The organism is Pseudoxanthomonas sp. G3, assembly GCF_057654715.1.
Genome location: NZ_CM172805.1, coordinates 52,491 through 78,726 on the forward strand (window position 1 = coordinate 52,491; position 26,236 = coordinate 78,726).

At 69.0% G+C, this 26,236-nt stretch carries 24 protein-coding genes; 16 read left to right on the forward strand and 8 right to left on the reverse strand.

Annotation, left to right across the window (positions count from 1 at the left end; all coding sequences use genetic code 11):
• Positions 1 to 92 precede the first annotated feature (92 nt).
• From recC to AC23D6_RS00315, 10 genes are all read left to right on the forward strand, one after another.
• A complete protein-coding gene (recC, locus tag AC23D6_RS00270) occupies positions 93 to 3,428 on the forward strand; it encodes an exodeoxyribonuclease V subunit gamma (protein ID WP_487750866.1) in 3,336 nt (1,111 codons plus the stop codon).
• Positions 3,425 to 7,084, forward strand: coding sequence for a UvrD-helicase domain-containing protein (locus AC23D6_RS00275; protein ID WP_487750867.1), 3,660 nt, complete (start codon positions 3,425 to 3,427; stop codon positions 7,082 to 7,084). Before recC ends, AC23D6_RS00275 begins: the two co-directional genes overlap by 4 nt.
• Positions 7,081 to 8,922 carry an exodeoxyribonuclease V subunit alpha gene (gene recD / locus AC23D6_RS00280; RefSeq protein WP_487750868.1) on the forward strand — a complete coding sequence of 614 codons (1,842 nt, stop codon included), beginning with the start codon at positions 7,081 to 7,083 and terminating at the stop codon, positions 8,920 to 8,922. Before AC23D6_RS00275 ends, recD begins: the two co-directional genes overlap by 4 nt.
• A 179-nt stretch (positions 8,923 to 9,101) precedes the next feature.
• Positions 9,102 to 9,374, forward strand: a complete 273-nt coding sequence (locus AC23D6_RS00285) for a hypothetical protein (protein ID WP_487750869.1) — start codon at positions 9,102 to 9,104, stop codon at positions 9,372 to 9,374.
• Between the two features lie 8 nt (positions 9,375 to 9,382).
• Positions 9,383 to 9,724: a hypothetical protein gene (locus AC23D6_RS00290; RefSeq protein ID WP_487750870.1), complete on the forward strand. Its 342-nt coding sequence runs from the start codon at positions 9,383 to 9,385 to the stop codon at positions 9,722 to 9,724.
• A 113-nt stretch (positions 9,725 to 9,837) separates the two neighbouring features.
• Positions 9,838 to 10,638: a restriction endonuclease gene (locus tag AC23D6_RS00295; RefSeq protein ID WP_487750871.1), complete on the forward strand. Its 801-nt coding sequence runs from the start codon at positions 9,838 to 9,840 to the stop codon at positions 10,636 to 10,638.
• Between the two features lie 204 nt (positions 10,639 to 10,842).
• Entirely contained in the window at positions 10,843 to 11,505 is a 663-nt protein-coding gene (locus AC23D6_RS00300) for a class I SAM-dependent methyltransferase (protein WP_487750872.1), read from the forward strand.
• Positions 11,502 to 11,822 carry a YkgJ family cysteine cluster protein gene (locus AC23D6_RS00305; protein WP_487750873.1) on the forward strand — a complete coding sequence of 107 codons (321 nt, stop codon included), beginning with the start codon at positions 11,502 to 11,504 and terminating at the stop codon, positions 11,820 to 11,822. The genes AC23D6_RS00300 and AC23D6_RS00305 overlap by 4 nt, the downstream gene beginning before the upstream one ends.
• Positions 11,823 to 11,832: 10 nt before the next feature.
• Positions 11,833 to 12,093 carry a hypothetical protein gene (locus AC23D6_RS00310; protein ID WP_487750874.1) on the forward strand — a complete coding sequence of 87 codons (261 nt, stop codon included), beginning with the start codon at positions 11,833 to 11,835 and terminating at the stop codon, positions 12,091 to 12,093.
• 18 nt (positions 12,094 to 12,111) lie between these two features.
• The gene (locus AC23D6_RS00315; RefSeq protein WP_487750875.1) at positions 12,112 to 12,327 is read left to right on the forward strand and encodes a hypothetical protein; all 216 of its coding nucleotides are present in this window, start codon (positions 12,112 to 12,114) and stop codon (positions 12,325 to 12,327) included.
• Positions 12,328 to 12,369: 42 nt separating this feature from the next.
• On the opposite strand, the gene AC23D6_RS00320 is transcribed toward AC23D6_RS00315, so the two are convergent.
• The 3 genes from AC23D6_RS00320 to AC23D6_RS00330 all read right to left on the reverse strand — a co-directional run bounded on the left by AC23D6_RS00320 (position 12,370) and on the right by AC23D6_RS00330 (position 15,198).
• Positions 12,370 to 13,488, reverse strand: coding sequence for an alpha/beta hydrolase family protein (locus AC23D6_RS00320; RefSeq protein WP_487750876.1), 1,119 nt, complete (start codon positions 13,486 to 13,488; stop codon positions 12,370 to 12,372).
• Between the two features lie 202 nt (positions 13,489 to 13,690).
• A complete protein-coding gene (locus AC23D6_RS00325; protein WP_487750877.1) occupies positions 13,691 to 14,119 on the reverse strand; it encodes a hypothetical protein in 429 nt (142 codons plus the stop codon).
• Between the two features lie 110 nt (positions 14,120 to 14,229).
• The gene (locus tag AC23D6_RS00330; RefSeq protein WP_487750878.1) at positions 14,230 to 15,198 is read right to left on the reverse strand and encodes a S41 family peptidase; all 969 of its coding nucleotides are present in this window, start codon (positions 15,196 to 15,198) and stop codon (positions 14,230 to 14,232) included.
• A 173-nt stretch (positions 15,199 to 15,371) separates the two neighbouring features.
• Here AC23D6_RS00330 and folE point away from each other — a divergent pair, with 173 nt between their 5' ends.
• Positions 15,372 to 15,977 carry a GTP cyclohydrolase I FolE gene (gene folE / locus AC23D6_RS00335; RefSeq protein WP_487750879.1) on the forward strand — a complete coding sequence of 202 codons (606 nt, stop codon included), beginning with the start codon at positions 15,372 to 15,374 and terminating at the stop codon, positions 15,975 to 15,977.
• A 99-nt stretch (positions 15,978 to 16,076) separates the two neighbouring features.
• Complete coding sequence (locus tag AC23D6_RS00340; RefSeq protein WP_487750880.1) at positions 16,077 to 16,460, forward strand: YchJ family protein; 384 nt, start codon at positions 16,077 to 16,079, stop codon at positions 16,458 to 16,460.
• A 199-nt stretch (positions 16,461 to 16,659) separates the two neighbouring features.
• Here the strand turns inward: AC23D6_RS00340 and AC23D6_RS00345 are convergent, their stop codons facing one another.
• Positions 16,660 to 17,991, reverse strand: a complete 1,332-nt coding sequence (locus AC23D6_RS00345) for a M20 family metallopeptidase (protein ID WP_487750881.1) — start codon at positions 17,989 to 17,991, stop codon at positions 16,660 to 16,662.
• 133 nt (positions 17,992 to 18,124) lie between these two features.
• On the opposite strand from AC23D6_RS00345, the gene AC23D6_RS00350 reads away from it, so the two are divergent.
• Positions 18,125 to 18,913: a TSUP family transporter gene (locus AC23D6_RS00350; protein ID WP_487750882.1), complete on the forward strand. Its 789-nt coding sequence runs from the start codon at positions 18,125 to 18,127 to the stop codon at positions 18,911 to 18,913.
• A 92-nt stretch (positions 18,914 to 19,005) separates the two neighbouring features.
• Here AC23D6_RS00350 and AC23D6_RS00355 read toward each other — a convergent pair whose 3' ends face one another.
• Positions 19,006 to 20,310: an amidohydrolase gene (locus tag AC23D6_RS00355; RefSeq protein ID WP_487752691.1), complete on the reverse strand. Its 1,305-nt coding sequence runs from the start codon at positions 20,308 to 20,310 to the stop codon at positions 19,006 to 19,008.
• A gap of 146 nt (positions 20,311 to 20,456) precedes the next feature.
• Between AC23D6_RS00355 and AC23D6_RS00360 the strand changes: the two genes are divergently transcribed.
• Positions 20,457 to 21,800, forward strand: a complete 1,344-nt coding sequence (locus tag AC23D6_RS00360; RefSeq protein WP_487750883.1) for an APC family permease — start codon at positions 20,457 to 20,459, stop codon at positions 21,798 to 21,800.
• 123 nt (positions 21,801 to 21,923) lie between these two features.
• Here AC23D6_RS00360 and purU read toward each other — a convergent pair whose 3' ends face one another.
• Together purU and AC23D6_RS00370 are read right to left on the reverse strand one after the other, a co-directional pair.
• Positions 21,924 to 22,775 (reverse strand): formyltetrahydrofolate deformylase, encoded by an 852-nt coding sequence (gene purU / locus AC23D6_RS00365; RefSeq protein WP_487750884.1) that lies wholly within the window; start codon positions 22,773 to 22,775, stop codon positions 21,924 to 21,926.
• 18 nt (positions 22,776 to 22,793) lie between these two features.
• Positions 22,794 to 23,111, reverse strand: a complete 318-nt coding sequence (locus AC23D6_RS00370; protein WP_487750885.1) for a hypothetical protein — start codon at positions 23,109 to 23,111, stop codon at positions 22,794 to 22,796.
• 106 nt (positions 23,112 to 23,217) lie between these two features.
• Between AC23D6_RS00370 and AC23D6_RS00375 the strand changes: the two genes are divergently transcribed.
• Entirely contained in the window at positions 23,218 to 24,279 is a 1,062-nt protein-coding gene (locus AC23D6_RS00375; RefSeq protein WP_487750886.1) for a linear amide C-N hydrolase, read from the forward strand.
• Here AC23D6_RS00375 and AC23D6_RS00380 read toward each other — a convergent pair whose 3' ends face one another.
• The gene (locus tag AC23D6_RS00380; protein WP_487750887.1) at positions 24,280 to 25,500 is read right to left on the reverse strand and encodes a serine hydrolase domain-containing protein; all 1,221 of its coding nucleotides are present in this window, start codon (positions 25,498 to 25,500) and stop codon (positions 24,280 to 24,282) included.
• Between the two features lie 171 nt (positions 25,501 to 25,671).
• On the opposite strand from AC23D6_RS00380, the gene AC23D6_RS00385 reads away from it, so the two are divergent.
• Positions 25,672 to 26,214, forward strand: a complete 543-nt coding sequence (locus AC23D6_RS00385; protein WP_487750888.1) for a hypothetical protein — start codon at positions 25,672 to 25,674, stop codon at positions 26,212 to 26,214.
• Positions 26,215 to 26,236 lie beyond the last annotated feature (22 nt).

Here is a 26,236-nt window from a genome sequence, read left to right on the forward strand (position 1 = left end):
TGGCCCCGGCGCTTTAAGAAGGTCTTAAGCGACCGGCAGAGACGACCGCCCCTGTCTCGGCATTCGCGACGTCGCTGCGGCAAGATGGCGCGATGCCTGCCGACTTCACGTCTGACTTCCGCCTGTACCCGTCCAACGTCCTGGAGCTGCTGGCGGCCTTGTTGGCTGAGGAACTGCGCACGCCGGTGGCGGGCCAGTCGCCCTTGGCGCCGGACGTGGTGTTGATCCCGCAAGTCGCGATGCGCCGCTGGTTGCAGGCCACGCTGGCGGCGAAGTACGGGGTCGCTGCCAACCTGGAATTCCTCACCCCGGGCGAATTCGTCGCCCGCGCCTTGGACGCGAACCTGGGCCCGAGCACCGACGACCTTGACATGGCCGCCCTGCAATGGCGCTTGTACGGCGCGCTGGGCGACCCGGCGTTACGCGCCTCGCCTGCCCTGGCGTCGCTCACAGCCTGGCTGGGAGACGGCGACCCGCTGAAACCCTGGGCGCTGGCGGGCGAACTCGCCGGCGTCTATGAGAAGTACCAGGCCTGGCGCCGCGATTGGCTGCTGCGCTGGGAGGCCGGGGCCGAACAGGACGACGCCCAGGCGCGCCTGTGGCGCGCGGTCGCCAGCGGGCACGATTACCGCGCGCGGCGCATCCACGACTACCTCACGCGTTTCGGCCGCGAGGACGGGCCGCTTCCGCAGGGCCTGCCGAAGCGACTCCTTGTGTTCGCCACCCTCAACGTCTCGCCCGACGTGCTGCGCGTGCTGGCCACGCAGGCGCGCGTAGGCACGCTGCACTTCTACCTGCCGACGCCGGCCCGCGGTTATTGGGGCGACCTGCAGACATTGCGCGAGCGCCGTCGCAGCGGCGACAGCGACCTGTTCGCCGATGACGTGCAGGAAAACCCGCTGCTGCAGGCCTGGGGCGCGGCCGGCCGCGACTTCATGGCGCTGTTGGGCGATTACGAAGTCGTGCATCCGCGCGCGGAGATCGACGTCTATGCCGATCCGCTTGCCGCCGAGGGCCCCCACACGCTGCTACGGCTTCTGCAGTCGGACCTGTTCCACCGCCGTGCGCCGACCGTGCCGCCGCCGCGCGCGTCGCTAGACCTGGCCGATCCCAGCCTGCAGGTGCATGCCTGCCACACGCGCCTGCGCGAACTGCAGGTGCTGCACGACCGGCTGCGCGCGCTGCTCGACCCCGCGTCCCCCGAGGGCCGGCGCTTCGACCCGCCGCTGCAGCCGCGTGAGATCGCGGTGCTCGCGCCGGATATCGATCCGTACGTGCCCTACCTCGACGCGGTGTTCGGCGGCAGCGGCCACGACGACGCGCTGCCGTGGGCGCTGGCCGATACCAGCCCGCTGGCGAGCGAACCGCTGGCGGAGGTGTTCCTGCGTTTGCTGGACCTGCCGGTGTCGCGCTTCGGTCTCGAGGAAGTGCTCGACCTGCTGGCCAGCGCGCCCGTCGCCGAAGCCTCCGGATTGGATACCGAGGCGATCGATCGCCTGCGCGGCTGGCTGCGCGAGGCCGGTGCGCGCTGGGGGCTGGACGCCACGCACCGCGCCGCGGCCGATGCGCCGGCCGACGATGCCTACACCTGGCAGTTCGCGCTGGACCGCCTGCTGCTGGGGCATGCGAGTGGCAGCGACGACGACATCGCCGGGGTCGCGCCGTGGCCGGAACTGGAAGGCGGCAGCCTGGACGCGCTCGACACGCTGGTACGCCTCTTGCGCGAACTCGCCCGCCAGCGACGCGCGCTCGGCGAGGCGCAGTCGCCCGCGCATTGGCGCGAACGCCTGCTGCACCTGCTTGACGTATTGCTGCCCGAGCGACCCGCCGCGCCGCGCGCGCAGCGCGCGCTGGATCGCCTGCGCACGCTGGTCGACCGCTTCGCCCGCGATGCGGAAGCCGCCGGTTACGGCGGCGTGGTTCCGCCGGAGGTCGTGCGCGCGCATTTCGCCGACCTGCTGTCGCAGGCCGACACGCGCGCGCCGCTGCTCACCGGCGGCATCAGCGTCGGCCGCATGGTGCCGATGCGCCTGCTGCCGTTCCGTGCGATCTGCCTGCTCGGCATGAACGACGGCGACTTCCCGCGCCGCGACCCCGCCGCCGGTCTCAACAAGCTGACCGCCGAACTGCATGCGGGCCGCCGCCTGCCGGGCGACCGCTCGACCCGCGAGGATGACCGCTTCCTGTTCCTGCAACTGTTCGCCGCGGCGCAGGATGTCTTTTACGTCAGCTACCTCGGCGCCGATCCGCGCGACGGCAGCGCACGCGAACCATCCGTGCTGGTCAGCGAACTGGTCGACGTGGCGTCGCGTTACCACGCCGACGCGAAGGCCAAGGATGCGCTCGTCGTCCGCCACACCTTGCAGCCGTTCGCGCCGGCGGCGTTCGGCGGCGACGGCGATCCGCGCCACTTCAGCTATCGCGCCGCATGGCGGGATGCCGCGCATCGCCTCGGTAGCGTGCGTCGCGCGCTGCCGCCCTGGGTGGCAGCGCCCTTGCCGCCACTCGAAGACGAAGGCGACGCGCTGCCGCTGGAGGCGTTGCGCCGTTTCCTGCTCGATCCCGCCGGCCAGTTCCTCGCGCAGCGGCTCGGTTTGCGGCTGCCCGATGCGCTGGAGGAAGGCGAGGACACCGAGCCGCTCATCGCACCCACCCACGGCCGCGAGCGTGCGCGCATGCAGCGCGAGGTCTTCGACTGGCTGCTCGATCGCGTGTCGCCGCCTGACTCCCGCACGCCCGGTGCGCTCTACAGCCGCCTGCGCGCACGCGGCCAGGTGCCGACCGGTCCGCTGGGCGTGCAGGCGGCCGAGCGCGTGTTTGCCGACGTCGCGCCTTATGCGCGCGCGTTCGCCGAATGGGCGGGTCCGCAGGTCGATGCACCCCTGCTGCAGGCCGTGATCGATGGTGTGCGTGTGCGGGGCCGCCTCGACGATCTTTACGTGCATGGCCTCGCGCGCGTGCATATCGGTGCGCTCAATGGCCCGGCCGCAATCCGCCACGGCCTGGACTGGCTGCTGGCCAACGCCTGCGGGTTGCGCGTGCCGCTGGTGGAGTTCCACGACGCGGGCGAGGCCGGCGTCGGCCCGCACGTCACCCCGGGCATCGAGGCGGAACAGGCGCGTGACGCGCTGCGCCTGCTGGGGTCGCTGCGTCGCGATGGCTTGCGCGCGCCGCTGCCGTTCGCGCCGCACACCGGCTGGGAGATCCACGGCGCCGATCCCGACAAGCGCGCGGACGCCGCGCGGGCAAAATGGTATCCCGGCGATTTCAACTGGGGCGAAAGCACCGGCGAAGCCATCCAGCTGGCATTCCGTGGCCGTGATCCGCTGGCCGATGCGGACGGGATGGCCGCGTTCGTCGACACCAGCCTGCGCATCTACGCCGCGCTGCGCGGTGATTGCACCGACAGTGGGGAGGGCGCGGCATGAGCGGCTTCGATCCCGCCCGCGAGCCCTATCTCGACCGGCCGCTCGACGGCGTGCAGCTGATCGAGGCCAGCGCCGGCACCGGCAAGACGTACACCCTGGCCACGCTGTTCACGCGCCTGATCGTCGAGCGCGGCCTGCGCATCGGCGAGGTGCTGGCGGTGACCTACACCGAGGCCGCGACCCAGGAGCTGCGCAAGCGTATCCGCGAACGCCTGGCGCTGGCCGCCGATCTCGTCGGCACGGCGGCAGGCGAGGGCGAGACGCACGAGGCTGCGCTCACGCGAGCCATCCTGGCCCGCCACCTTGCGCATGGCGACGAGCCGCCTGTCAGGCTCGCGCGTCGCCTGCGCACGGCCGCCGAAGAGACCGACCTGGCCGCGATCTTCACCATCCATGGCTTCTGCGCGCGTGTGCTCCGCGAGCATGCGCTGGACACCGGGGAAGGCCTGCACGCCAGCGAACTGCTCAGCAACGCACGGCCGCTGTACGAGGAAGTCGCCGCTGATCTGTGGCGTGCCTACGCGGCCGATGCCGGTACCGTCGACGCGCTGACGGGCCTGTGGAGCGGTCCTGATGCGCTCGCCGCCGACCTCCCGGCGCTGTGCGGACCGTTGACGCTACTGCCGCCCGCACCCGCGGACGACGACGGAGAAGGCGGGCGTCGCATCGCCGTGGAGGCCACGCGAGCCGGGCGTGCTGCACATCTGGTCGAAGCGTACGGCCTGTACGGCGCGGAGGCGCGGACCGCGATCGCGGCGGCATTCGACGGCAAGGTGTTCGATGGCCGCCGCGCAAAGCGACCGAGCTTCGACAAGGCCTTCGCGGAACTGGAGGCGGGTATCGCGCCGGCGCAGTGGCCGCGTACCGACAAGACGCATGTGCAGAAGCTGCTGCCGGAAACGCTGGTCGGATTCTGCAAGGACGGCGAGGCTGCGCGTGTCCCGGAATCGCCTTTGTTCGACGCACTGCGCGCCTGGTGCGAGGCCGACGATGTCTGGCAGCAGATGCAGCGCCGTCTGCGCGTGGCCTTGCTGCACCGCCTCCGCGATGAGGCCCGCCGCCGCCTCGATACGCTCAAGCGCACGCGACGTGTGCAGACCTACGACGACCTGATCGACCGCGTGGCGGACGCGTTGGGCGACGAACAGGACGCCGGCCGGCGCCGTGCGTTGGTGGCGCGGCTGCGCGCCCAGTACCGCATTGCGCTGGTGGACGAGTTCCAGGATACCGACGAGCGCCAGTGGCAGATCTTCGCCCGGGTGTTCGGTGATTCCGACGACGTGCGCGTGCTGGGCGAAACGCCGGCGCTGTTCCTGATCGGCGATCCCAAGCAGGCCATCTACGGGTTCCGTGGGGGCGACGTCGCCACCTATCTCGCGGCCAAGCATCATCCGGCCACCGTCCATGCGGATCCGCTCACGCACAACTTCCGCTCGCGCCCCGCCGTGCTGCGCGCGCTGCAGGCGCTCTACGACGGTGCGGAGGCTGCGGGCCGCGCGGCGTTCGTCCATCCCGACATCCGCTTCGAGGCCGTCTCGCCGGGCGACAAACGCGGCGACGCGGACTACCTGCGCGAAGGCGTTGCAGCGCCCGCGCTCACCCTGCGCATGCTGCGCAACGAGGGCGGCAAAGCCTTCGATGCGGAGGCCTCGCGCGATGCCGCCACCGCCGCCTGCGTGGCCGATATCCACCGCGTGCTGTCCGATGCGCGCTTGGGCCGCGCGTCGATCGATGGCCGGCCCGTGCGGCCCGGCGACATCGCCGTGCTGGTGCGCAACCACAAGGACGCCACCCGCATGCAGCAGGCGCTGGCGCGGGCCGGCATCCCGGCGGTCGCCGCGGGCAAGCAGAGCCTGTTCGAAAGTCGCGAGGCCGCCGACCTGCGCACGCTGCTGCTCGCGCTGTTGCATCCGGCCGACGCCGGCCGCCTGCGCGCGGCGTTGGCCACCGTGCTGCTGGGCGAGGACGCCGCCGCGCTGGCCGCCCTGGAGGCCGACGGCGAGGCGCAACGCCGCCATCAGGCGCGCCTGTTGCACTGGCGCGAGCGCTGGCAGCGCAGCGGTCCGTTCGCGTTGGTGTCCGAGCTGTGCGCGGCCGAAGCCGAGCGCCTCCTCGGCCTGCTCGATGGCGAGCGCCGAATCACCAACTACCTGCAGCTCGGCGAGCACCTGCAGGAAGCCGCCGCCCGCACGCTGGGCCTGCATGGGCTGCTTGACTGGCTGCAGGCGCGCATCGCCGATGCCGATCCGAACGACGAAACGCAGTTGCTGCGTCTGGAGTCCGACGCCCACCGCGTGCAGATCGTCACCCTGCACAAGAGCAAAGGCCTGGAGTATCCGCTGGTCTACCTGCCGTTCGCCGGTCTGGGCACCGGCCGCGCGGACAGCGCGCGCCATCGCACCGTGCACGATGGTGCGCACCGCGTGCTGCACTGGCGCATCGACAAGGACGATGCCGCCTGGCAGGGCGCGGGCGTGGCGGCGAAGCTGGACGCGCAGGCCGAGGACGCGCGCCTGCTCTACGTCGGCCTGACCCGCGCACAACACGCGCTGTGGATCGCCGCGGGCGACGTGGCCCAGTTCCAGGAGAGCCGCATCGCGCCGTTGCTGGCCGACATCGCCGCGCTGGGCCTGCGTAGCGACATCCGCATCGTCGAAGGACCCGCGGAGCCGCCGCCGGAGCGCCTGCCGGTCGAGCATGCCGCCGCCATCGCGTCGGCGCGCACCAGTGCGCATCGCGTCGCCGCCGACTGGTGGGTCTACAGCTTCACCCAGCTCGCCCACGCCGAAGGCGCCGATCCGCTGGCGGCCGCCACGCAGGCCGATCCCGGGGGCGAAGACGAGACGCCTGCGTCCGATGCCGACGTGCTGCCCGACGCGATCGCCACGCCCGCGGTGCAGGCCGATCCGCGCTTCGCCGGCAGCCGGTTCGGCGTGGTGATGCATGCCGCGCTGGAACATGCCGACTTCGCCGCATGGCGCGACTGGCAACCCGGCGATCCCGCGCCCCATGCACAGGCCGAGGTCATCGTTCAGGCGCTGCGCGAAGGCGGCTATGCCGAAGCCGATATCGACGACGGCCTCGCCGTGCTTGTGCCGCTGGTGGGGCAGACGCTATGCACACCGCTGCCGGAAGGCGTGCGGCTGGCCGACGTGCCGCCGGATGCGCGCCGTGCCGAAATCGAATTCCACTTCGCCATGCAGCCCACCGGCGTGCCGGCCCTGCTCGCCTTGCTGCACCGGCATGGCCTATTGCGCCATCGCACCGCCTTCGGCGCACGCGCGCGGCTGGAAGGCCTGATGACCGGCCTGATCGATCTCACCTATGGCCACGAAGGCCGCTGGTACATGCTCGATTACAAGTCCAACCAGCTGCCGGCCTACGACGCGGCGGCGATGCAGCAGGCGATGGTGCACAGCGAGTACGACCTTCAGGCGCTGATCTACACGCTGGCCCTGCACCGCTGGCTGCGCTTCCGCTTGGGCGAGGCGTACGACTATGCGCGCGACTTCGGCGGCATCCGCTATCTCTTCTGCCGCGGGCTCGACCTCACCCAGCCGCGCTCGCCCGGCGTGCACGCGCAACGCTTCGCACCGGAGCTGGTGCATGCGCTCGATGCGTTGTTCGCGGGGCATGCGACGGAGGCCGCCGCATGAGCCTGCTCGACGCGCTCTATCAAGGTGGCCACCTGCGCACGCTGGACCATGCGCTCGCCCAGAGCCTGCGCCGGCTGGACCGCGACACGCCCGATGCGGTGCTCGCCGCCGCGGCGCTGGCGTCGCTGGCCGTGGCCAAGGGCCACGCCGGCGTGGATCTGGACGCCGCGGGCGCACTGGTCGACGCCGAGCTTCCCTGGCCCGATCCCACTGCGTGGGCGCAGCAACTCGCGGCCTCACCCTGGGTCGCCACGCCCCGCGAGGCCGCGTCGCCCTCGCCCGCCAACGCACCGTTGGTGCTCGAAGGCGGCCTGCTCTACCTGCGCCGCTATCGCGAGTACGAACGCGCACTCGCCCTGGGGTTGCAGCGCGTCGCCGCGCAGCCGGTGCCGGAAATAGGAATCGAACCCCTCGCGCCGCTGTTCGCGACGCTGTTTCCGCACGCCGCGCACGACGACCGCCAGGCGCGCGCGGCGGCGCTCGCGCTGCGCCACGCGCTGCTGTTGGTCACCGGCGGTCCCGGCACCGGCAAGACCACCACCACGGCGCGCCTGCTGGTGCTGCTGTCTGCGCAAGCCGGGTTGTCGGGGCAGGGAATGCCGCGGATCGCGCTGGCCGCGCCCACCGGTCGCGCTGCCGAACGCATGGCCGAGAGCGTGCGTCATGCGACACAGGCGCTGGCCGCGCAGGGCATCGACGCCGACCTGCTCGCCGCGTTGCCCACCACCGGCGCCACGCTGCACCGCCTGCTCGGGACGATCCCGGATTCGCCGCGCTTCCGCCACGACCGGGACAATCCGCTGCCCTACGACGTCGTGGTCGTCGACGAAGCGTCAATGATCGACCTGCCGCTGATGGCCAAACTGGTCGATGCGATCGCGCCAGGTACGCGGCTTGTACTGCTGGGTGATCCGGACCAGCTGCCGTCGGTGGAAGCCGGCGACGTGCTGGCGGCCATCCTCGGCGCGGCGGGCGAGGGCGAACGCATCGACGTGGTGGATGCGGACGCGTTGCAACCGCTGCTGGGCCCACCGCGCGATGCCGACATCACGCCGGCATCTTCCTTCGCCGGCGTGCGCGTCCACCTGCATCGCGGCTGGCGGCAGAGCGAGGCGCTGCAACTCGCACCGTTGGCGGCGGCCGTGCGCGCGGGCGATGCCGAGCTTGCGCTGTCGCAGTTGCGGGGCGATGCGCTCGCCGGCGTGCATTTCCATGAAGACCTGACCGATCCGCTGGACGCGCAGCGCGAACGCCTGCTCACGCACTTCCGTGCTTTGGGTCAGGCGGCCACGCCCGCCGAGGCCCTGGCGCACTCCACCCGCCTGCGCCTGCTGACGGCGGTGCGCGAAGGCCCGCAAGGCGCGCGGACCCTGAATGCACGCATCGAGCGCCTGCTGGCCGAAGGCGGCGGCGCGGCGCGCGCCACGCCGGGCCGCTTCCACGGGCAGTTGCTCATCGTCACCGAGAACAGCTATCGCCACCGCCTGTTCAACGGCGACATCGGGATCTGCCTACGCGATGCGACGGGTACGCTGGTCGCCTGGTTCCCCGGCGACACGGCCGATGCGCCACGCGGCTTCCATCCGGCCGCGCTGCCCGCGCACGAGTCCGCCTTCGCAATGACGGTGCACAAGGCGCAGGGCTCCGAGTTCGACACCGTGTGGCTGCAGTTGCCCGTACGCGGCAACCGCGTGCTGTCGCGCGAACTGGTCTACACCGGGCTTACCCGCGCCCGTCGCGAGCTGCATGTCGCCGGCAGCGACGCCGTGATCCGCGAAGCACTCTCGCGGCATGCGAGCCGCTGGTCGGGCCTGGGCTGGCGGCTGGGCGCGCGCTGAATACGCCGTCGGGCAACGTGGCCATGACGCGAGGAGGTTGCGCCCCCCGGCGTTTGCGATAACCCCCCCAACGGCGTATACCTGTCCTTGCTGACTGGCAGTTCCTTCCGCCGCATCTGGCCGGCGACCTTCCTCCCTATCGGCCCATTCCGCGCGCCGCGCGTGCCGAGGAGGTGTGTGTGACGAGTCAGCACGTTCAGGTCTTCATCCTGCACCTGGGATCCCAGCAATCCATCGGCCCGGATGACCTGCGGGTCCTCTGGGCCACGGCATGCGAATCGCTGGACATCGCGGTGTCGCGCCGGCCCGTGGGCCATGGCCACAACACCGGCCGGCCCTGTTTCGGCCTGTGGGCGGGCCGCCAGTTCCACCGCGTGCCCGCGGAACAGCGCTTGCGCGCCATGCTGGAAGCGCGCGGCTATCTCTTCACGCTCACGCATACCGCTCTTTAGGAGGGCGCATGGCTTTTGATGTAGGGATCGGCAAGTGCCGGTCGGTGTCGTCGGATGCGGTGGAGGTCTGGGCGGACGGCTCGATCGTCCGGCGGCTGATGCCGGAAACGCGCTGGCAGCGCGACGGCATCAGCGTACTGCAGGTACCCGCCAAACTTTGCAGTGCCCGCCATCGGCTGGCCGAAGGGGAAGAGGTCTTCCTCGATACCGGCCTCATCAACGCCAACAGCGCCGGCAAGTTGGACGTGGACGGCAGCGGCGAGTTCGCGCGGGCGCGCCTGTCGCTGCTGGTGCCGTCCATCGACATCGACGCCAAGCCGCCGCCGTCGCGCAAGGCGAGCTGGCGCTGAGGCGTATCGCCGCCATCCTGAGCCCTCTGACAACCGACGAACGGCGCGGGTGCCCCCTGTGCATCCCCGCAGCGGCCACGTTAAGGTCCGTCCAAGGCGAGAAGGGGAGCCACATGGGACGTGGTCGACGCGGCTTCATCGACAACCTGGCCACGCTGCCATGGCCCGTCGGGCTATGCCTTGGCGTCGTGGGTTATCTGGCCATCGCGCATGGCATTCCATGGCTGTTCGCGCGCAGCAATGCGCTGGGCGGCGCCTTCCAGGCATTCAATCCCTTCCTGCCGCTGGCGTGGGTCTTTCTTGGCCTGTGCACGATCGCGGCGGCGATGTCGTTCTTCGATGCGCGCCGCACGCGCCGTTTGCTGGACACCCGCAGCGGCCTGGAGAGCATCGCGGCGCTGGGGTGGCGCGACTTCGAGCGGCTCGTGGGCGAGGCGTATCGCCGCCGCGGCTACACCGTAGAGGAAACCGGCCTGGGCGGCGCCGATGGCGGCATCGACCTGGTCCTGCATCGCGACGGCAAGCGCACGCTGGTGCAGTGCAAGCAATGGCGACGCGACAAGGTGCCGGTCAACGTTGTGCGCGAGATGTTCGGCCTGATGACGCACCACCGCGCGGATGCGGTCCGCATCGCGGCGTTGGGCGGCTTCACGCCGGAGGCGGCGCGGTTCGCGGAGGGCAAGCCGATCGAACTGATCGATGGAGCCACGCTGCTGGGGATGATCCGGGGTGTGCAGGCGAACGGCACGAGTCGCGCGAACAACGGCGAGCCCGCGCCGCATCGGACAGCGCCTGGACCTGCGAGCCCGAGTTGCCCGGCGTGCAAAGCGGTGATGGTACGCAGGACGAACCGGCATACGGGAGAAGGATTCTGGGGTTGCTCCACGTTTCCCGCGTGCAAGGGCGCCCGCTGAGCCGAGGCCGGCGGTTTCATCGCGCGCGACCTGTACATTTTCGCGTCACCGTCCTTTCCGCCGGGCTTCAGGTTGGGGAGCTTCCGATGGCGTAGGATGGAACCGCCACATTCGTGCGTCCCGTCCGACCGCCGCTACCGTCGCTCGCTGCGCTTTCCTCCACGTGTCACCGCCAAGCTGGCTGACACACCTCCGGGAGCGCCCATGACGGGCTATCAGGTCCGCGAGACCCGCCACGCAGTCGGCGGCCATGTGTATCGCCTGCGCGTGTTGAGCGACAAGCAGCAGTTCGCCGACCCGGATGGCCACGGTGCGCGCATCGGCATCTCATCGGCGCAGTGGAGCCTGTTCGGCCAGGTCTGGCCGGCCGGCCGCCTGCTGGCCCAGGCCATGCAGCGTTTCGACATCACCGGCAAGCGCATCCTGGAAATCGGATGCGGCATCGGTCTGGCCAGCCTGGTGCTGCAGAAGCGCGGTGCCGACATCGTCGCTTCCGACATCCACCCGCTCGCGGAGGTGTTCCTCGCCTACAACGCCGCGCTGAACGGATTGCCTGCGCTGCATTACCGGCAACTCCGCTGGGACATGCCGTTGCCGTCGCTGGGCCGCTTCGATGCGATCGTCGCCAGCGACGTGCTCTACGAATGCGAGAGCGCGGACGTACTCAGTGCGGTGATTGAACGCCACGCGGAAGTCCGCGCCGAAGTGCTCATCACCGATCCCGGGCGCGGCAACAGTGCGCGCTTCAGCCGCCTGCTGGCGATGCAGGGGTTCGCGGTGGATGCCACGCCCTGCCCGATGGACGACCGCGACCTGCCGCCCCATCGGGGCCGACTGTTGCATTACCGGCGGGGGATCGCCGCATGAGCGCCGATGGTCATCCTCCGGCGCCGCTGTGCGCCCGCTGCGATGCCGTGTGCTGCCGCCTGACCGTCGTGGTGCAGCCGGAAGACCGCATCCCCGCGCATCTGACTGCGCACACCGCGGCCGGGCTGACGGTGATGGCGCGCGACGCGGAAGGCTGGTGCGTGGCCATCGATGCGGCCCGCATGTGCTGCTCCATCTACGACACGCGGCCCGACGTGTGCCGTCGCTTCACGATGTCGGGCCCTTACTGTCTCGCCGTGCGGACCGACTATCGGGACAGCATGTCGCGCGGCATCCCCCTGGCGCTTTACTCCTGAGGAGAGTGGCATGGCCCGCCCCCGCAAACACGCGACCGATGGGACGGTCGCAGTGAACATCCATCGCGACGCCAGCCGCGTCTTCGCACGTCGACCGGGCAACGACCGCGGCCCGCTCACGCACGAAACCCTCGCGGCCGACCTGGCCGCATTCCATCGCGAGGGGGGCATCATCGAGGTGCTCGGGACGACCTATGCCCGGCGCAAGGTAGGCCAGGACGGCAAACCCCTTCCCCCCGCCGATCCGCCGGCGGGCAAACACCGCCGCTGAACGTACGGGAGCCGCCCTTTGCCTGTCTCGCCGAACTACGCCTTCGAGAAACGCCAGCGCGAGCTGGCCAAGAAGAAGAAGCTGGAAGAAAAGAAAGCCCGCAAGCGCGATGCGGCAAGCTCCACGCCCGAGAACACCCCGGCGGAGCCGGTCGGCAACGAGGCGATAGCGTCCGCGGCGACGCCGGAGGACGCCAAGGAGGGGCCACGCGTCCATCGCAAGCGCTCGCCCTGAGGGCCGTGTAGCCCGGCTTCGCGCATCTGCGCGCGCGGTGGTTCAGAGCTCCGCCGGCCGCTGTCCCGTCGTCGCCCACCGCGTAAGCACATTGAAGGCCCGCGCGATCTGCTCTGGCGAGAACCCGCAGTGCCCTTCGCCAGTATCGGGCAGCACCACAGGAGCGACGCCATCCGTGCGCTGGGCCAAAGCCGCATACATAGACTGGAAGCGAGGCGCGATGGTGGGATCGTCGGCGTTGTATTGCAGCACCAACGGCTTGTCGAGGTGGCCGCTTAGTGCGGGAGCGTTAGCCACGTAGGCCATCGCCGAGGCGTCGCCGGCGTAACGCGGCGCGACAGCGTTGAACGCCGCATCGTCGCCGAAGCCCGCGTAACGGGTTTGCCGATTGTCCACCGGCATACCGCCTGAGCGCAGCGTCAGATCGCGGAACACCAGGGTATGCAAGCTTACGATGCCGGGCACCGCGGCCGCCGGCACCTGCAGACGTCCGGCCAGATGCGACGCGATGTCCGGCGCGGTATCCAGCGAAGCCGCCACCGCGCTCATCACGTCCATCTGGCCTTTCGCTGGCGTATGCGGATCGGACAACCGGCCACCCAGGTTCTGCGCGACCCCCGGCAACAGCGCATCCACCGCGACAAGCGTGGTGAAAAGATCTTCGGCCAGCACGTTACCCGGCACGTTCGCTCCACACAGCGACAGCGCACCGTCGTACTGGGCCGAATGTCGTTCAAGGCTGGCGACGGCGATGCCGCCACCCATCGAGAAGCCCACCAGCCAAGTACGCGCAGGTAGGCCGTGGCGCGCGGCGAAATGCGATCGCACCGCCTCCGTATCCATGATGCCATCGCGGATGGCCCAGCCCTGGGTGCGGTATCCGCTCTGTGCCACCGCGTAGCGTGCCGACAGGAAGACGGGCGTCGCATCGTTCGCCGGCCACGGCGTCGCCCGCGGTACACCGACGGGCTCGAACCCGTGCGCGAGTACGACCAGCTCCCCGTTCCAGTCGGCAGGGATGTCGATGCGATAGGGCGCACCTTCAATGGTGCCAGTATCTTCGACCGGCGCCACCACGGCAGTGGACGCGTCACGAGCATGAGCGGAGACCGTCAGCAGCAGCGCGAGTGGCAGGGCTATCAATAGGCGGAACGCAGCCATGCGGTACCTCCTTGTTTCCAAGTGTGGACGCAGGTCAAGGCACGCGCTTGAACGCCGTCGCCTGCTTAAGAAAGCTTTGGTTTCGATCAGCGTGGCGCCGTCGAGGCCAGCAACGCAGCGAACAACGTCTTCATGACGACTCCATCCAGGGCGGCGGGGGCGACCATGCCACCGCCACCCTCCGCTGTCCAGCCGCGCCGCGTCAGTGCACCAGGCGTGCCGCCATGCTGTCGAGGTCGTAGGCGAAGCCACCATCGACGCGGCGCACGATGTCCGCGCTTGCGGCCGCCTGCAGGAACGCCGGCGTGATCTGGTAGCCATCGCGCACGACATGCACATGCGGCGCGATGCGACTGTCGGTCTCCGCGCGCGTCACCAGCTCGCCGAACGCCACCACGCGCAGTACCAGCGAGGCCTCTTCTTCAATCGTCAGTCCGTGTCCGCCGACCTGTCGCGCGATCACGTTCATGCCGACGCAGGCGAGATCCTCACCGTCGTATTCCGCCAAGGGCAGCGCGCCGGTCATCACCGCCTGGAACACGTCGATGCCGAAGTTCAGCAGGGCCGGGTCCACCGCCACGACGTCGATCGCGCGCGGGTGAAGGTCGGCTTGGGTCTGGATCTGGGGCATGGGGGCACCTCAATGACATCGTGGTCGCCTCTGTTCTAGGCAGGCACGCCGAAACACGGCGTGAGGATGGCCCATGCATCCCGTTCACAACACGGAACCCGCGTGCAACGTCAGTGCGTGGCGCAGTTCGCCTGCAGCCATGCCCGCGCCGCATCGAGCGGCTGGTCGGTGGTTTCGTCGGGCAGGACGGGGCCCTGCTGGATCGTGCCGTTGCGGTCCAAGATACGCGCCGTGGTCAACTGCAGTCTGCCGCCGTTATCCAGTACGTACGGGCGGTTGGCCGTTGTGTAATTGCCCGACGGTTGACCGAAGAAGCGGACGTTCCGCTGACCCTTGAAACCGATCGCCAGGATCTCGCCGGAACTCATCGTCCTCGGCCCCAGGATCACTGCGATGTGGGAGGGAGCGCGCGGGATCGCGTCGAGTGCCACCGAGGGGTACAGGCTGTCGCCCATGAACAATCTCCCGTTCACAACGCGGACTTGCTCCCGCGCTCGGCTCCGCGTTTCAAATGTCTCCAGCACACCTTCGCTATACAAAGGCGCAATGCCGCTCATCATCGGCCACATGTTGCCACCGGTGTTGGCGGCCACGTCGATGATCAGTCCACAGCGTGATGAGGCGAGGACATCATTGAGCTTCGCACGGACGTTCCGTGCCTCTGCGGAAACGGCCGCGGCGTTGCCGCTCCAACGGTTGATCGTGAGTTTGCCAATGCCCCCTTCGAGCACATGACCTTCGGCGATGGGAGGCCTGGCTGCGGGAGCCGTCACCATGGGCGCTATTGATGAAACCACTGGATTGGCGGGAGCCGGCGGGTAATACGCTGAATGGCGGTCCTTCAGCGACGCCAGCACGAAACGGATCGCGGAGGTTCGGCCCTCCTCGCCCGGCATGGCCGCGAGGCGGGCATAGGCTTCGCGCTCCACGGCGGGCCAATCGGGCTGGTCGCCGTTCAGCGCCTGGGTTCGTGCCAGCGCGATCACCTTGTCGAGCACGGCATCGGCCGCCTGGGCCGAGGGAGCGAAGACGAGACACGCGCACGCGAGCGCAGCGAAACGGAGAAGACGGAGCGTCATGGCGGCATCCTGGCGGGTGGCGGGTGGCATTCCTTGCAGGCACGACATTACGCGATGGAGCGCCGCCATGCGAGCCGCGCTGACGCGCCGATGCTGCATCCGTCGCGCGCCCTCGCGCGTACTGGCCGACATCCCGATGGGTTACCATCACGCCCCCCGCAGGAGCCCATGCGATGAGCCATTCCGACGACAAACCCGGCAAGGTGACCCAGGCCCAGGCCGAGGATGCCGTGCGCGTGCTGCTGGAGTGGGCCGGCGAGGACCCTTCGCGCGAAGGTTTGCTGGACACGCCCAAGCGCGTGGCCAAGGCGTATCGCGACTGGTTCAGCGGGTACCAGATGGATCCGCGCGAGTACCTGGCGCGCACCTTCGAGGAAGTGGCCGGCTACGACGAGATGATCGTGCTGCGCGACATCGAGTTCGAAAGCCATTGCGAACACCACATGGCGCCGATCATCGGTCGCGCGCACGTGGGCTATTTGCCCGCTGGCAAGGTGGTCGGCATCAGCAAGCTGGCGCGCGTGGTGGACGTGTACGCGCGCCGTTTCCAGGTGCAGGAGAAGATGACCGCGCAGATCGCGCAGTGCATCCAGGACGTGCTGCAGCCGCGCGGCGTGGCGGTCGTCGTCGACGGCGCACACGAATGCATGACCACCCGCGGCGTGCACAAGCGCGGCGTCAGCATGGTGACCAGCAAGATGCTGGGGACCTTCCGCGAAGACGCGCGCACCCGCGCCGAGTTCCTGCGCTTCATCGAGACGGGCCACGGGAAGCGGTGACCGACGCCGGTCCGATGCTGTCGTGGGAGCGACGTCAGTCGCGATGAACCGCCGCGGAGGCCCCTTCGCGACTTACGTCGCTCCCACAGGAGGCAGCGCTTGAACGCCTGTCCCTGCGGCACCCACCGCGACTACACCGCCTGCTGCGGGCGCTATCACGCGGGTGAACTCGCGCCGGACGCGGAAGCGCTGATGCGCTCGCGCTACAGCGCCTTCGTCACCGGCGATGCCGATTACCTGCGCGCCACCTGGCATCCCGATACCCGCCCAGCCGAGCTGGGCCTGGACGCACCCGGTGCGCCCAAAACCACGTGGCTCGGCTTGACGGTGAAACAGCACCGCGTCACCGGGCCGGATACGGCCGAGGTCGAGTTCGTCGCCCGCTACCGCGTCGGTGGCGGTAGCGCGGTACGCTTGCACGAGCGCAGCCGCTTCGTGCGCATTGACGGACGCTGGCTTTACCTGGATGGCGAGCACCAGTGAGTCTGAGCCCTTCTCCCTGCGAGGCGGGGCGAAGGTGGCCGGAGGCCGGATGAGGGGCGCGCGCGGCGGTGCGGCGCCTCGCACTGCGCTTGGGAGATCGTCCCTTGCCGGAGCGCGTACGTTCAAACATCGTGTCTCCGTTCGCCCCTCACAGCCTTCGGCACCCTCTCCCCGCTTCGCAGGTAGAGGGAAAAAGCGCTCAGCCCTTCGGCTTCTCCAGGTAATCCAGCGTCACCTGCAGCAGGGCGCGCAGGCCGATGTCGAGCGAAGCTTCGTCCAGCATGAACTCGGGCGAGTGGTTGCTGGGCGCGGTGACCGGATCGATGCCCTTGGCCGTGCTGCCGACGAAGAAGAACATCGAAGGCACTTCGCGCGCGTAGAACGAAAAATCCTCCGCCCCCATCTGCAAGCCGGGCGTGATGACGTTGTCCGCGCCCACCGCAGCCTGCAGACTGGGCAGCATGCGGGCGGTGAGGTCCGGATTGTTGACGGTGACGGGGTTGCCGTCGTTGTCGGGCACGCTGGCTTCCACTTTCGCACCGTGCGCGGCGCTGACGTGGGTGGCGACGTTCTTCAGGTCGGCGAAAATCTTCTGCCGCATGCCTTCGTCGAAGGTACGGATGGTGCCGACCACCTCCACGTCGTCGGGAATGATGTTGTAGCGGATGCCGCCCTTGATCGCGCCGAAGCTGACCACCGCCGGCAGCTTGGAGATGTCGGTGCGGCGGCTGACGATGGTCTGGGTGGTGCCGATCACGTCGGCCATCGCGACAATCGGGTCCACGCCGCCCCACGGCCGCGAGCCGTGCGTCTGCCGGCCGATGACCTTCAGCGTGAAGCTGTCCGACGCGGCCATCAGCGGACCCTGACGCACGCCGATCTGGCCAACCGGGATCGACGAGAACACGTGCAGGCCGAACATCGCGTCGGGCTTGAAGTCCTTGAACAGGCCCTCTTTCAGCATCAGTTCGGCGCCGCCTTCTTCGCCGGCCGGTGCGCCTTCCTCGGCGGGCTGGAACACCAGCAGCACTTCGCCCGGCAACGTGTCCTGCATGCCGACCAGGGCCTTCGCCACGCCCAGCAGGATGCCGGTATGCGCGTCGTGGCCGCAGGCATGCATGACGCCCACGGTCTCGCCGCGGTAGGTCGATGTCGCCTTGGACGCGAACGGCAGGTTGTTGCGCTCGGTGACCGGCAACGCGTCCATGTCGGCGCGCAGCGCGACGCGCGGGCCGGGCTTGCCGCCCTTGATCACCGCGGTGACGCCGTGCCGCGCGATGCCGATGCGCGGCTGCAGGCCCAGCTTGCGCAGCTCCTCGGCCACGCGCTTGGCGGTCTGCTCCTCGCGGTTGGACAGCTCCGGGTACTGGTGGAAGTGCCGGCGCCAGTCGATCACCTGCTGTTGCACGGCCTTGCCGGCGGCGATGACCTCAGGCCGTTGCGTGGGCGCGCTGTCCTGCGCGGCGGCGGGTAGCGCGCACGCCAGCGCGACGGTCAGCAGGGAAACGGCGAAGGGACGTGCATGGCGCATCGTGTCGGCTCCTGGAGGCAAGCCCCGATGCTACCGCCTGCGTCGCGGCCGCGCGCATGCCGCCTTAGAATGCGCGGGCGTTCCGTGTGGCCGGTCACGGCTGGCGACGCCTCCGCCCTCCGCCGGAATCCCCATGCCCGACCTCGCCCTGCAGGTGCTCCTGCTGCTGTTTCTCGCCGCGATGCTGGCGGGCTTCATCGATGCCATCGCCGGCGGCGGCGGCATGATCACGATTCCCGCCATGCTGCTGGCCGGCATCCCGCCGCTGCAGGTGCTGGGCACCAACAAGTTGCAATCGCTGTTCGGCTCGGGCTCGGCCAGTTGGGCGTATGCGCGCCACGGTCACGTCGACCTCAAGGGCCAGCTGCCGATGGTGCTGACTGCGGCGCTGGGCGCCGTCGGCGGCGCGCTGTTGGCCACGGTCATCCCGGTGGACTGGTTGAAGTGGGCGCTGCCGTTCCTGTTGGTCGGCATTGCGGTGTACTTCGGCCTGAAGCCCGACATCGGACACGTGGACCGGCATCAGCGCATGCGTCCACAGGTGTTCGCGCTGACCTTCGTGCCGGTGATCGGCTTCTACGATGGCGTGTTCGGCCCGGGTACCGGTTCATTCCTGATGCTCGGTTTTGTGGCGCTGGCCGGCTTCGGCATCCTCAAGGCGACCGCGCACACCAAGTTCCTCAACTTCGGCTCCAACCTCGGCGCGTTCGGCGTGTTCCTGCTGCACGGCGCGGTGCTGTGGAAGGTCGGTCTGCTGATGGGCGTGGGCCAGTTCATCGGCGCGCAGCTGGGCTCGCGCTTCGCGATGAAGCAGGGCGCACGCATCATCAAGCCGCTGCTGGTCACCGTGTCGATCGCGCTGGCGATCCGCCTGCTGGCGGACCCGCAGCATCCGTTGCGGGTGTGGATGGCGTCGTTCTGATTCGCGGTTGTGGGAGCGACGTAAGTCGCGAGCTTTTCGTGTGGCCCGGGGAAGAGCATCGCGACTTACGTCGCTCCCACAACCATTCTCCCTCAAGGCGTACTCAGATAATCCAGCGCCACCTGCAGCATCGCCTTGCTGCCGACCTGCAGCGCCTGTTCGTCCAGCAGGAACTGCGGCGAGTGATTGATCGGCGCGCTGGCCGGATCGATGCCCTTCGATGTCGATCCGACGAAGAAGTAGAAACCCGGCACTGTGTTGGCGAACTGCGAAAAGTCCTCGGCTACCGTCACCAAGGGCATCTCGACCACGTTCGCGGCACCGACGGCCTTGTCCAGCGAGGGCCGCACGCGTTGGGTGAGCGCGGGCTGGTTGATGGTGGCCGGTGCATTGTTGGCCACCTTCAGCTCGGCGCTGCCGCCGCTGGCGTGGCTGTAGTCGTCGGCGATGCGGCGGAAGCGCGCGATCACGTCTTCGCGCACCACCGGGTCGAACGTGCGCAGCGTGCCGACCAGCGTGGCCTCGTCGGGGATGATGTTGAAGCGCACGCCGGCCTGGAACTGGCCCGCGGTCAGCACCACCGGACTGGTGGCGATGTTCACCTGGCGCGCGATCATGCTCTGCGTGCCCAGCAGGATCTGCGCACCCAGGGTGATCGGATCCACGCCGTCCCACGGGCGCGACCCGTGCGTCTGCTTGCCCTTCACCACCAGCGACCATTCGTCCGCCGCGGCGAGCAGCGGTCCGCTGCGATAGCCCACGCTGCCTACCGGCAGGCCGGCCCAGACGTGCAGGCCGAACACGGCGTCGGGGGTGAAGTCCTTGAACACGCCTTCCTGCAGCATCAGCGCCGCACCGAAGGTCTGGCCGGCGACGGGCGGGCCTTCCTCGGCGGGCTGGAAGACGAACATCACCTCGCCGGCGAGCTCGTCCTTCGCGGCGACCAGCGCCTGCGCCACGCCCATCAGGATCGCCACATGCGCATCGTGGCCGCAGGCGTGCATCACGTCGACCGGCTGGCCGCGGTACTCGGCCTTCACCTTCGACGCGAACGGCAGGCCGGTCTGCTCGGTGACGGGCAACGCGTCCATGTCGGCGCGCAGCGCGATCCGCGGGCCGGGCTTGGCGCCCTTCAGCACCGCGACCACGCCGGTCTTGCCGACGCCGGTACGCACCGTCAGGCCGAGCGCGCGCAGGTGGTCGGCAACGAGCTTCGCGGTGCGCGTTTCCTGCTCGCCCAGCTCGGGGTGCTGGTGGATGTCGCGGCGCCACTTCACGAGCGTCGGTTGCGCCTGCTCCAGCGCGGCGAAGGCGGCGGCGTCCTGCGCCCGGGCGTCCACGCACGTCAGTGAGGCAGCGGCGACGAGCAGGGCGGCGAACAGGCGATGGGCGCGCAGCATGACGGCATCCAGGACAGGCGGGAGCCCGATGCTAGCCCCTGCGGCGCGTGCGTCCAATGGCGAACCACCATGAGCGCATGCGCCAATGCGGCTCGCATTCGACGCGCGCGCATGGCAGGCTCGCAGCCCACCGAACAGCGCACATGCCCATGACCCGCGACGCCGATCCTGCTTCCTCCCGTCCGCTGCAGGGCGATGCTGCGTTGCTGCGGGCGGTGGGCAGCCTGGCGCTGGCAGCGGCCGTCATCAACATCATCGTCGGCGGCGGCATCTTCAAGATGCCCGCGGCGCTGTCGTCGCAGGTCGGGGCGGCTGCACCGCTGGCGTTGCTGGCCGGTGCGGTGGTGATGGTGCCGGTGGCGTTGTGCTTCGCCGCCATCGGCAGCCGCGCTTCCGCCACGGGCGGGCCGTATACCTATGTCAGCGCGGTGTTCGGCACGCTGCCGGGGTTCCTGGCCGGGGCGTTGATGTGGATCTGCAACGTGGCCTCCAGTGCCGGTGTGGCGGCCGCGCTGTCGCTGCAGGTCGCTAGCCTGTGGCCCGTTTTCGATGCGCCGTTGCCGCGCGCGCTGCTGCTGCTGGGCGTGTATGCCGCGATCTACGTGCTCAATGCCTTCGGCGTGAAGTTGGGTGCGCGCGCGGTGATGGCGCTGGCGACGCTGAAGCTGGTTCCGTTGTTCCTGCTGGTGATCGTCGGGCTGGCCTTCGTCGATCCGGCGCAGGTGAGCTTCGCCTTCAGCGACGTGCCCTCATGGACGGCGTTGGGCGCGGCCATGGTGATGGTGGTGTTCGCGTACTCCGGCGTAGAGACGGCGCTGATTCCCGGCGGCGAAGTACGCGATCCGTCGCGCAGCGTGCCGCGCGCGGCGCTCAGCGCCATCCTGCTGGTGGTGCTGCTGTACCTGGGCCTGCAGATCGTCTGCCAGGGCGTGCTGGGCCCGGCGCTGGCGAGCAGCAGCGTGCCGATCGCGGAGGCCGCGGGCCGGTTGTGGGATCCCGCGCGCATCGCGCTGCTCGTCACCGCGTGCATTTCGATGGCCGGCTTCCTGCTGGGCAATCTGCTGGGTTCGTCGCGGTTACTGTTCGCCCTCGGGCGCGACGGTTACCTGCCGCAGGCCTTCGGCCGCGTCAGCGCCCGTCACCGCGTGCCGCTGCTCGCGCTGGCCACGCATGCCGGCATCGCCTGCCTGCTGGCGGTCGTGGGCAATTTCGAAGCCCTGGTGCTGATCTCGGGCGGCGCGGTCTGCCTGGTGTACGTGATGGTGTGTGCGGCGGCATGGCGCGCGCAGCGCAGCGATCTGCGCGAGCGTGGTGAGCCCTTCGTGCTGCGCGGCGGTCCGCTGGTGCCGGGACTCGCGGTGGTCGGCATGGTGGCCATCCTGACCACGCTGAGCGTGCGCGAATGGACGGCGATCGGCGTGGCGGTGGTGGTGCTGGCGGTGATCTATGCGGTGCTGGTGGGGCTGCGGCGGCGCGTCGGCAGCTGAATTCCAGACGAGATGGGGAGGCGGGTTGTGGGAGCGACGTAAGTCGCGAGCTCTTCCTCTGGCAACACCAAAAGCTCGCGACTTACGTCGCTCCCACACCGATTATCCCTACGTGGGCCAGGCCTAACGGAACACCACCGTGCGGTGGCCGTTGAGCAGGATGCGGTGTTCGGTATGGCGCCGCACGGCGCGGGCCAACACCAGCGATTCGATGTCGCTGCCCATGCGTACCAGTTCCTTCGGCGTCATCGCGTGGTCCACGCGGGCGACGTCCTGTTCGATGATCGGGCCTTCGTCCAGGTCGCGCGTCACGTAGTGCGCGGTGGCCCCGATGATCTTGACCCCACGCGCGTGCGCCTGGTGGTAGGGCTTGGCCCCCTTGAAGCTGGGCAGGAAGCTGTGGTGGATATTGATCGCGCGTCCGGACAGCGCATCGCACAGCGCCGGCGAGAGGATCTGCATGTAGCGGGCCAGCACGACCAGGTCGATCCGCTCGCGTTCCACCAGGTCGATGATCCGCTGTTCCTGTTCGTCGCGATGGTCGGCGGTGACCGGCAGGTGGTGGAAGGCCACGCCGTACGACTGCGCCAATGGCGCGAAGTCGGGATGGTTGGAGACCACACAGGCGATCTCAACCGGCAGCTGCCGGCTGTGCACGCGGAACAGCAGATCGTTGAGGCAGTGCCCCTGCTTGCTGACCAGCACCATCAGCCGCGCCTTGCGGCGCGCATCGTGCAACTGCCAGTCCATCGCGAACGCGTCGGCCAGTGGCTGGAACCGCGCCTGCAATGCCTCGGCGGTGATGCCATCGGGCAGATCGAAGTGCACGCGCAGGAAGAAGCGGCCGGATTCCTCGTCGCCGAACTGCTGCGCATCGAGAATGTTGCAGCCGGCGTCGAACAGCAGTCCGGTAACCCGGTAGACGATGCCGGTGGTGTCCGGGCAGGACAGCGTGAGGATGTGGTCGCGACGCATGGCGAATGGCGTGTGGGATTACTCGCAACGGGCCGCGGTGATGTGGTTGTTGGCATCGATGTAGACGCGCAGGCGGTCGCTGCGGCTGTCGTGCTTCACCACTGTGCTGGGGCCGATCGGATTGACCAGACCCGCACCGCTCTCGCTGGACAGGCGGCGCAAGGTGGCTTCGTCGGCCGGTTGGCCGACCGCCCAGCCGAGCGACGCATCGCGGCAGGTACCGCTGCCGGCGACCTGCGGACCCGGCGTGCTGACGCAGGCGGTGAGGGCCATCGCGGCGGCGATGGCCAGCAAGGCGCGGGTGGACGAACGGTGTGTCGGCGGGGGCGTGGCCATGGCAGCATCTCGGGGCGGCTGAGGATCGCTGTTTAACATACCCGCTGGCATAAAGGGCGGGCGTTGTCGTTGCGTGCCGCCTGTTCCCGCCTTCACGGAGACCGTCATGGATCGTCGCTTCGTACTGCCGCTTGCGTTCGCCGCCACCCTGCTGTTCTCGCTTGCCGCCACGCCGCCCGCCGACGCCTGCACCCGCGTTGTCTATCTCGGCGCCAACGACGACGTGATCACCGCCCGTTCGATGGACTGGAAGAACGACGTGGCGACGAACCTGTGGATCTTCCCCCGCGGCATGGCCCGCAGCGGGCAGGCTGGACCCAACTCCGTGAAATGGACATCGAAGTACGGCAGCGTCATCGCCACCGGCTACGACATCTCCACCACCGATGGCATGAACGAAGCCGGGCTGGTCGCCAACGTGCTCTGGCTGGTCGAATCCGAATATCCCGCCTACGACGGACGCGGTCCCGGCCTAAGCATCGCGGCGTGGGCCCAGTACGTGCTCGACAACTACGGCAGCGTGAAGGAGGCCGTCGAGGCCCTGCGCACGCAGCCCTTCACCGTGGTGACCGACAAGGTGCCCGGCGAGGACCGGCTGACCACGCTGCACCTGTCGATGTCCGATGCCAGCGGCGACAGCGCCATCATCGAGTACATCAACGGCAAGCAGGTGATCCACCACAACCGCGACTACCAGGTGATGACCAATTCGCCGGTGTTCGACCAGCAGCTGGCGCTCAACGCGTACTGGAAGCAGATCGGTGGCACGGTGATGCTGCCGGGTACCAACCGCGCCGCAGACCGCTTCGCGCGCGCCTCGTTCTACGTCAATGCGATCCCCAAGGCCGAGGATCCGGTGAAGGCCCTGGCCAGCGTCTTCAGCGTGATCCGCAACACCTCGGTGCCGTTCGGCATCAACACGCCGGAAGAGCCCAACATCTCCTCCACCCGCTGGCGCACCGTCGCCGACCACAAGCGCAAGCTCTATTTCTTCGAATCCGCACTGACGCCGAACACGTTCTGGGTGGATCTGAAGGACGTGGACTTCTCAAAGGAGACCGGCAAGGTGCTGCGCCTGGACCTGGGTGCGGACCAGCGTAACGTGTTCGCCGGCAACGCGGTGAAGGACTTCCGGCCCGCGGAACCGTTCGTGTTCCAGGGCCTGTAGCTACAGGTCGAACGCGAGCAGGTCGTGGCCGGTGGCGGCGCGCACCACGCGCCGGTACAGCACATTGCCGCTGCCGCCGTTGGTCAGTGCCACCAGCGCACGTTGGCCGCTGGCATCACCGAGCGCGAAGTTCTTGAAGATGCCGCCGTTGCTGCCCGAGTGGTAGAACACCGGGCCGCGCGGCGTGGCTTCCAGGTTCCAGCCCAGGCCCTTCTCCGTCCAGCGCCCGGGCACGTCGATCTGCTTGGTCAGCATCGCGCGACGCGTGGCCTCGGTGATCTGCCACGGTTCGCGTGGCGTGCGCACCATCAGCGCCATGAAGCGCGCGTACGCGGTCGGCGTGGTGCGCAGGCTGGCGGCGGCATTGGCGAGGATGTCGCCGGGCCAGTTCACCAGGCCCTTGGGCGTGATCGCCTGCACGTCGGGCAATGCGCGCGCGGCATCCTCGTAGCGCCACGCCGACAGCGGCTTGCCCCAGCGATCTGCCACGACCTGCGCCGCGCTCCATTGCTCGCGCAGCATCTGCGGCGGCATACCGGGCGTGTCGTCCTCGACGGCGCGATGCCCGTACACCGAACGCGCCGCCAGGTCCGCGTTCCAGCTGTAGCTGCTGCCCTGCATGCCGGCCGGGCCGAACAGCAGGCGTTGCATCGATTCGTCCAGGCTCTCGCCGGTCAGCGTTTCGACCACTAGTTGCAGCCAGAAGATCGCCTCGCCCGAATAATCGATGCGCATGCCGGGCTTCACGACCGGCACCAGTCTTTCGTTCGCCGGATCCTGGCGCCAGTTCGGCAGGCCGGTGGAGTGGCGCAACACATCGCGCACGGTGATGGCGTCGATCCACGGATGATCGGCCAGGTAGTCCATCCGCCGATAGCGCACCAGCGGCGCGTCCAGGTCGATGACGCCCTGGTCGACCAGCTGCAGCACCAGGTAGGCGAACACCGGCTTGCTCAGCGAGGCGTCCTCGAACAGCGTGTTCGCCACCACCGGCGCGCGCGTCAGCGCATGGGTCACGCCGAACCCCCGTGCCCACACCACCTCGCCCCGCTCGACCACCGCCAACCCGATGCCCGGCACACGCAGCGCCTGCATCAGCCGTGGCAGATCGTCGAGGAAAGCGTCCGGCGGAATCCAGCCCGCCGCATCGTCGCAGGCGGCGGCGGAGGCGCGGAGGGGCCATACGCCAGCAGCAAGCGGCGCGGCGGCGAGTGTCGTCATCCAACGACGTCGCGAGGGTGACGGGGGTGGTGTCACGAGGGTCATCATGGGCCTGCGTCGACGGAGCATTGATCCATCAGGACGAACAAGTCAGGTCGATCCCGCCCGGCCGCGGGAAACACGAGATGCATCCGAAGTATTCTGCCGTCTTCCAGGGATGACAGGTGCTTCATGCGACCCATCGGCTACATGTACAAGCGGGTCGAGACACCTGAGGGGTTTGATCTGCCCGGGATATCGGACGTCTACTCGCTGGGCGCGTGCGTCAACGACGACTTCGCCGATTACATCGACTTCTGGAAGCACAACGGCTATTTCCTGTTCGACTCCCCCGAGATCATGCGCTCGCTCGCGGATGAGCACGCCATCTCGTTGACGGGTATGCGGCTCTTCTACTACGAAGCGCACGACCTTCAGTTCGACGGTGATGCCGGGACATGGGGGCCGTTCGGTCCCTTCCACGATGAGGTCAACGTGCAACCGCCGGCCCACGCGACGCTGGAAGGGTTCGATATCACCTCGTTCTGGGCCGGAGCCGGCCCAGAATGCTCGCCGCTGTCCTGCAACTACCTCGCCAGGCGTATCCACACCAATGCGCACTGCCTGCTTACGACGTTCGAAGCGGCGGTCCATGTGCTCGAGAGTGGGGATTTCAAGGACGCAAAGCCCGGTCCCTATCGGATCATTGCCGTGTACTCGATCGCCGAGCATTGAGTTCGCGCAGTCCCATCGCTTG

Bases quoted from the DNA above. Each gene is read 5' to 3' on its own strand.
- recC (WP_487750866.1), top strand. From the start codon at position 93: ATGCCTGCCGACTTCACGTCTGACTTCCGCCTGTACCCGTCCAACGTC.
- AC23D6_RS00275 (WP_487750867.1), top strand. From the start codon at position 3,425: ATGAGCGGCTTCGATCCCGCCCGCGAGCCCTATCTCGACCGGCCGCTC.
- recD (WP_487750868.1), top strand. From the start codon at position 7,081: ATGAGCCTGCTCGACGCGCTCTATCAAGGTGGCCACCTGCGCACGCTG.
- AC23D6_RS00290 (WP_487750870.1), top strand. From the start codon at position 9,383: ATGGCTTTTGATGTAGGGATCGGCAAGTGCCGGTCGGTGTCGTCGGAT.
- AC23D6_RS00295 (WP_487750871.1), top strand. From the start codon at position 9,838: ATGGGACGTGGTCGACGCGGCTTCATCGACAACCTGGCCACGCTGCCA.
- AC23D6_RS00300 (WP_487750872.1), top strand. From the start codon at position 10,843: ATGACGGGCTATCAGGTCCGCGAGACCCGCCACGCAGTCGGCGGCCAT.
- AC23D6_RS00305 (WP_487750873.1), top strand. From the start codon at position 11,502: ATGAGCGCCGATGGTCATCCTCCGGCGCCGCTGTGCGCCCGCTGCGAT.
- AC23D6_RS00310 (WP_487750874.1), top strand. From the start codon at position 11,833: ATGGCCCGCCCCCGCAAACACGCGACCGATGGGACGGTCGCAGTGAAC.
- AC23D6_RS00320 (WP_487750876.1), bottom strand. From the start codon at position 13,488: ATGGCTGCGTTCCGCCTATTGATAGCCCTGCCACTCGCGCTGCTGCTG.
- AC23D6_RS00325 (WP_487750877.1), bottom strand. From the start codon at position 14,119: ATGCCCCAGATCCAGACCCAAGCCGACCTTCACCCGCGCGCGATCGAC.
- AC23D6_RS00330 (WP_487750878.1), bottom strand. From the start codon at position 15,198: ATGACGCTCCGTCTTCTCCGTTTCGCTGCGCTCGCGTGCGCGTGTCTC.
- folE (WP_487750879.1), top strand. From the start codon at position 15,372: ATGAGCCATTCCGACGACAAACCCGGCAAGGTGACCCAGGCCCAGGCC.
- AC23D6_RS00345 (WP_487750881.1), bottom strand. From the start codon at position 17,991: ATGCGCCATGCACGTCCCTTCGCCGTTTCCCTGCTGACCGTCGCGCTG.
- AC23D6_RS00350 (WP_487750882.1), top strand. From the start codon at position 18,125: ATGCCCGACCTCGCCCTGCAGGTGCTCCTGCTGCTGTTTCTCGCCGCG.
- AC23D6_RS00360 (WP_487750883.1), top strand. From the start codon at position 20,457: ATGCCCATGACCCGCGACGCCGATCCTGCTTCCTCCCGTCCGCTGCAG.
- purU (WP_487750884.1), bottom strand. From the start codon at position 22,775: ATGCGTCGCGACCACATCCTCACGCTGTCCTGCCCGGACACCACCGGC.
- AC23D6_RS00370 (WP_487750885.1), bottom strand. From the start codon at position 23,111: ATGGCCACGCCCCCGCCGACACACCGTTCGTCCACCCGCGCCTTGCTG.
- AC23D6_RS00375 (WP_487750886.1), top strand. From the start codon at position 23,218: ATGGATCGTCGCTTCGTACTGCCGCTTGCGTTCGCCGCCACCCTGCTG.
- AC23D6_RS00380 (WP_487750887.1), bottom strand. From the start codon at position 25,500: ATGACGACACTCGCCGCCGCGCCGCTTGCTGCTGGCGTATGGCCCCTC.
- AC23D6_RS00385 (WP_487750888.1), top strand. From the start codon at position 25,672: ATGCGACCCATCGGCTACATGTACAAGCGGGTCGAGACACCTGAGGGG.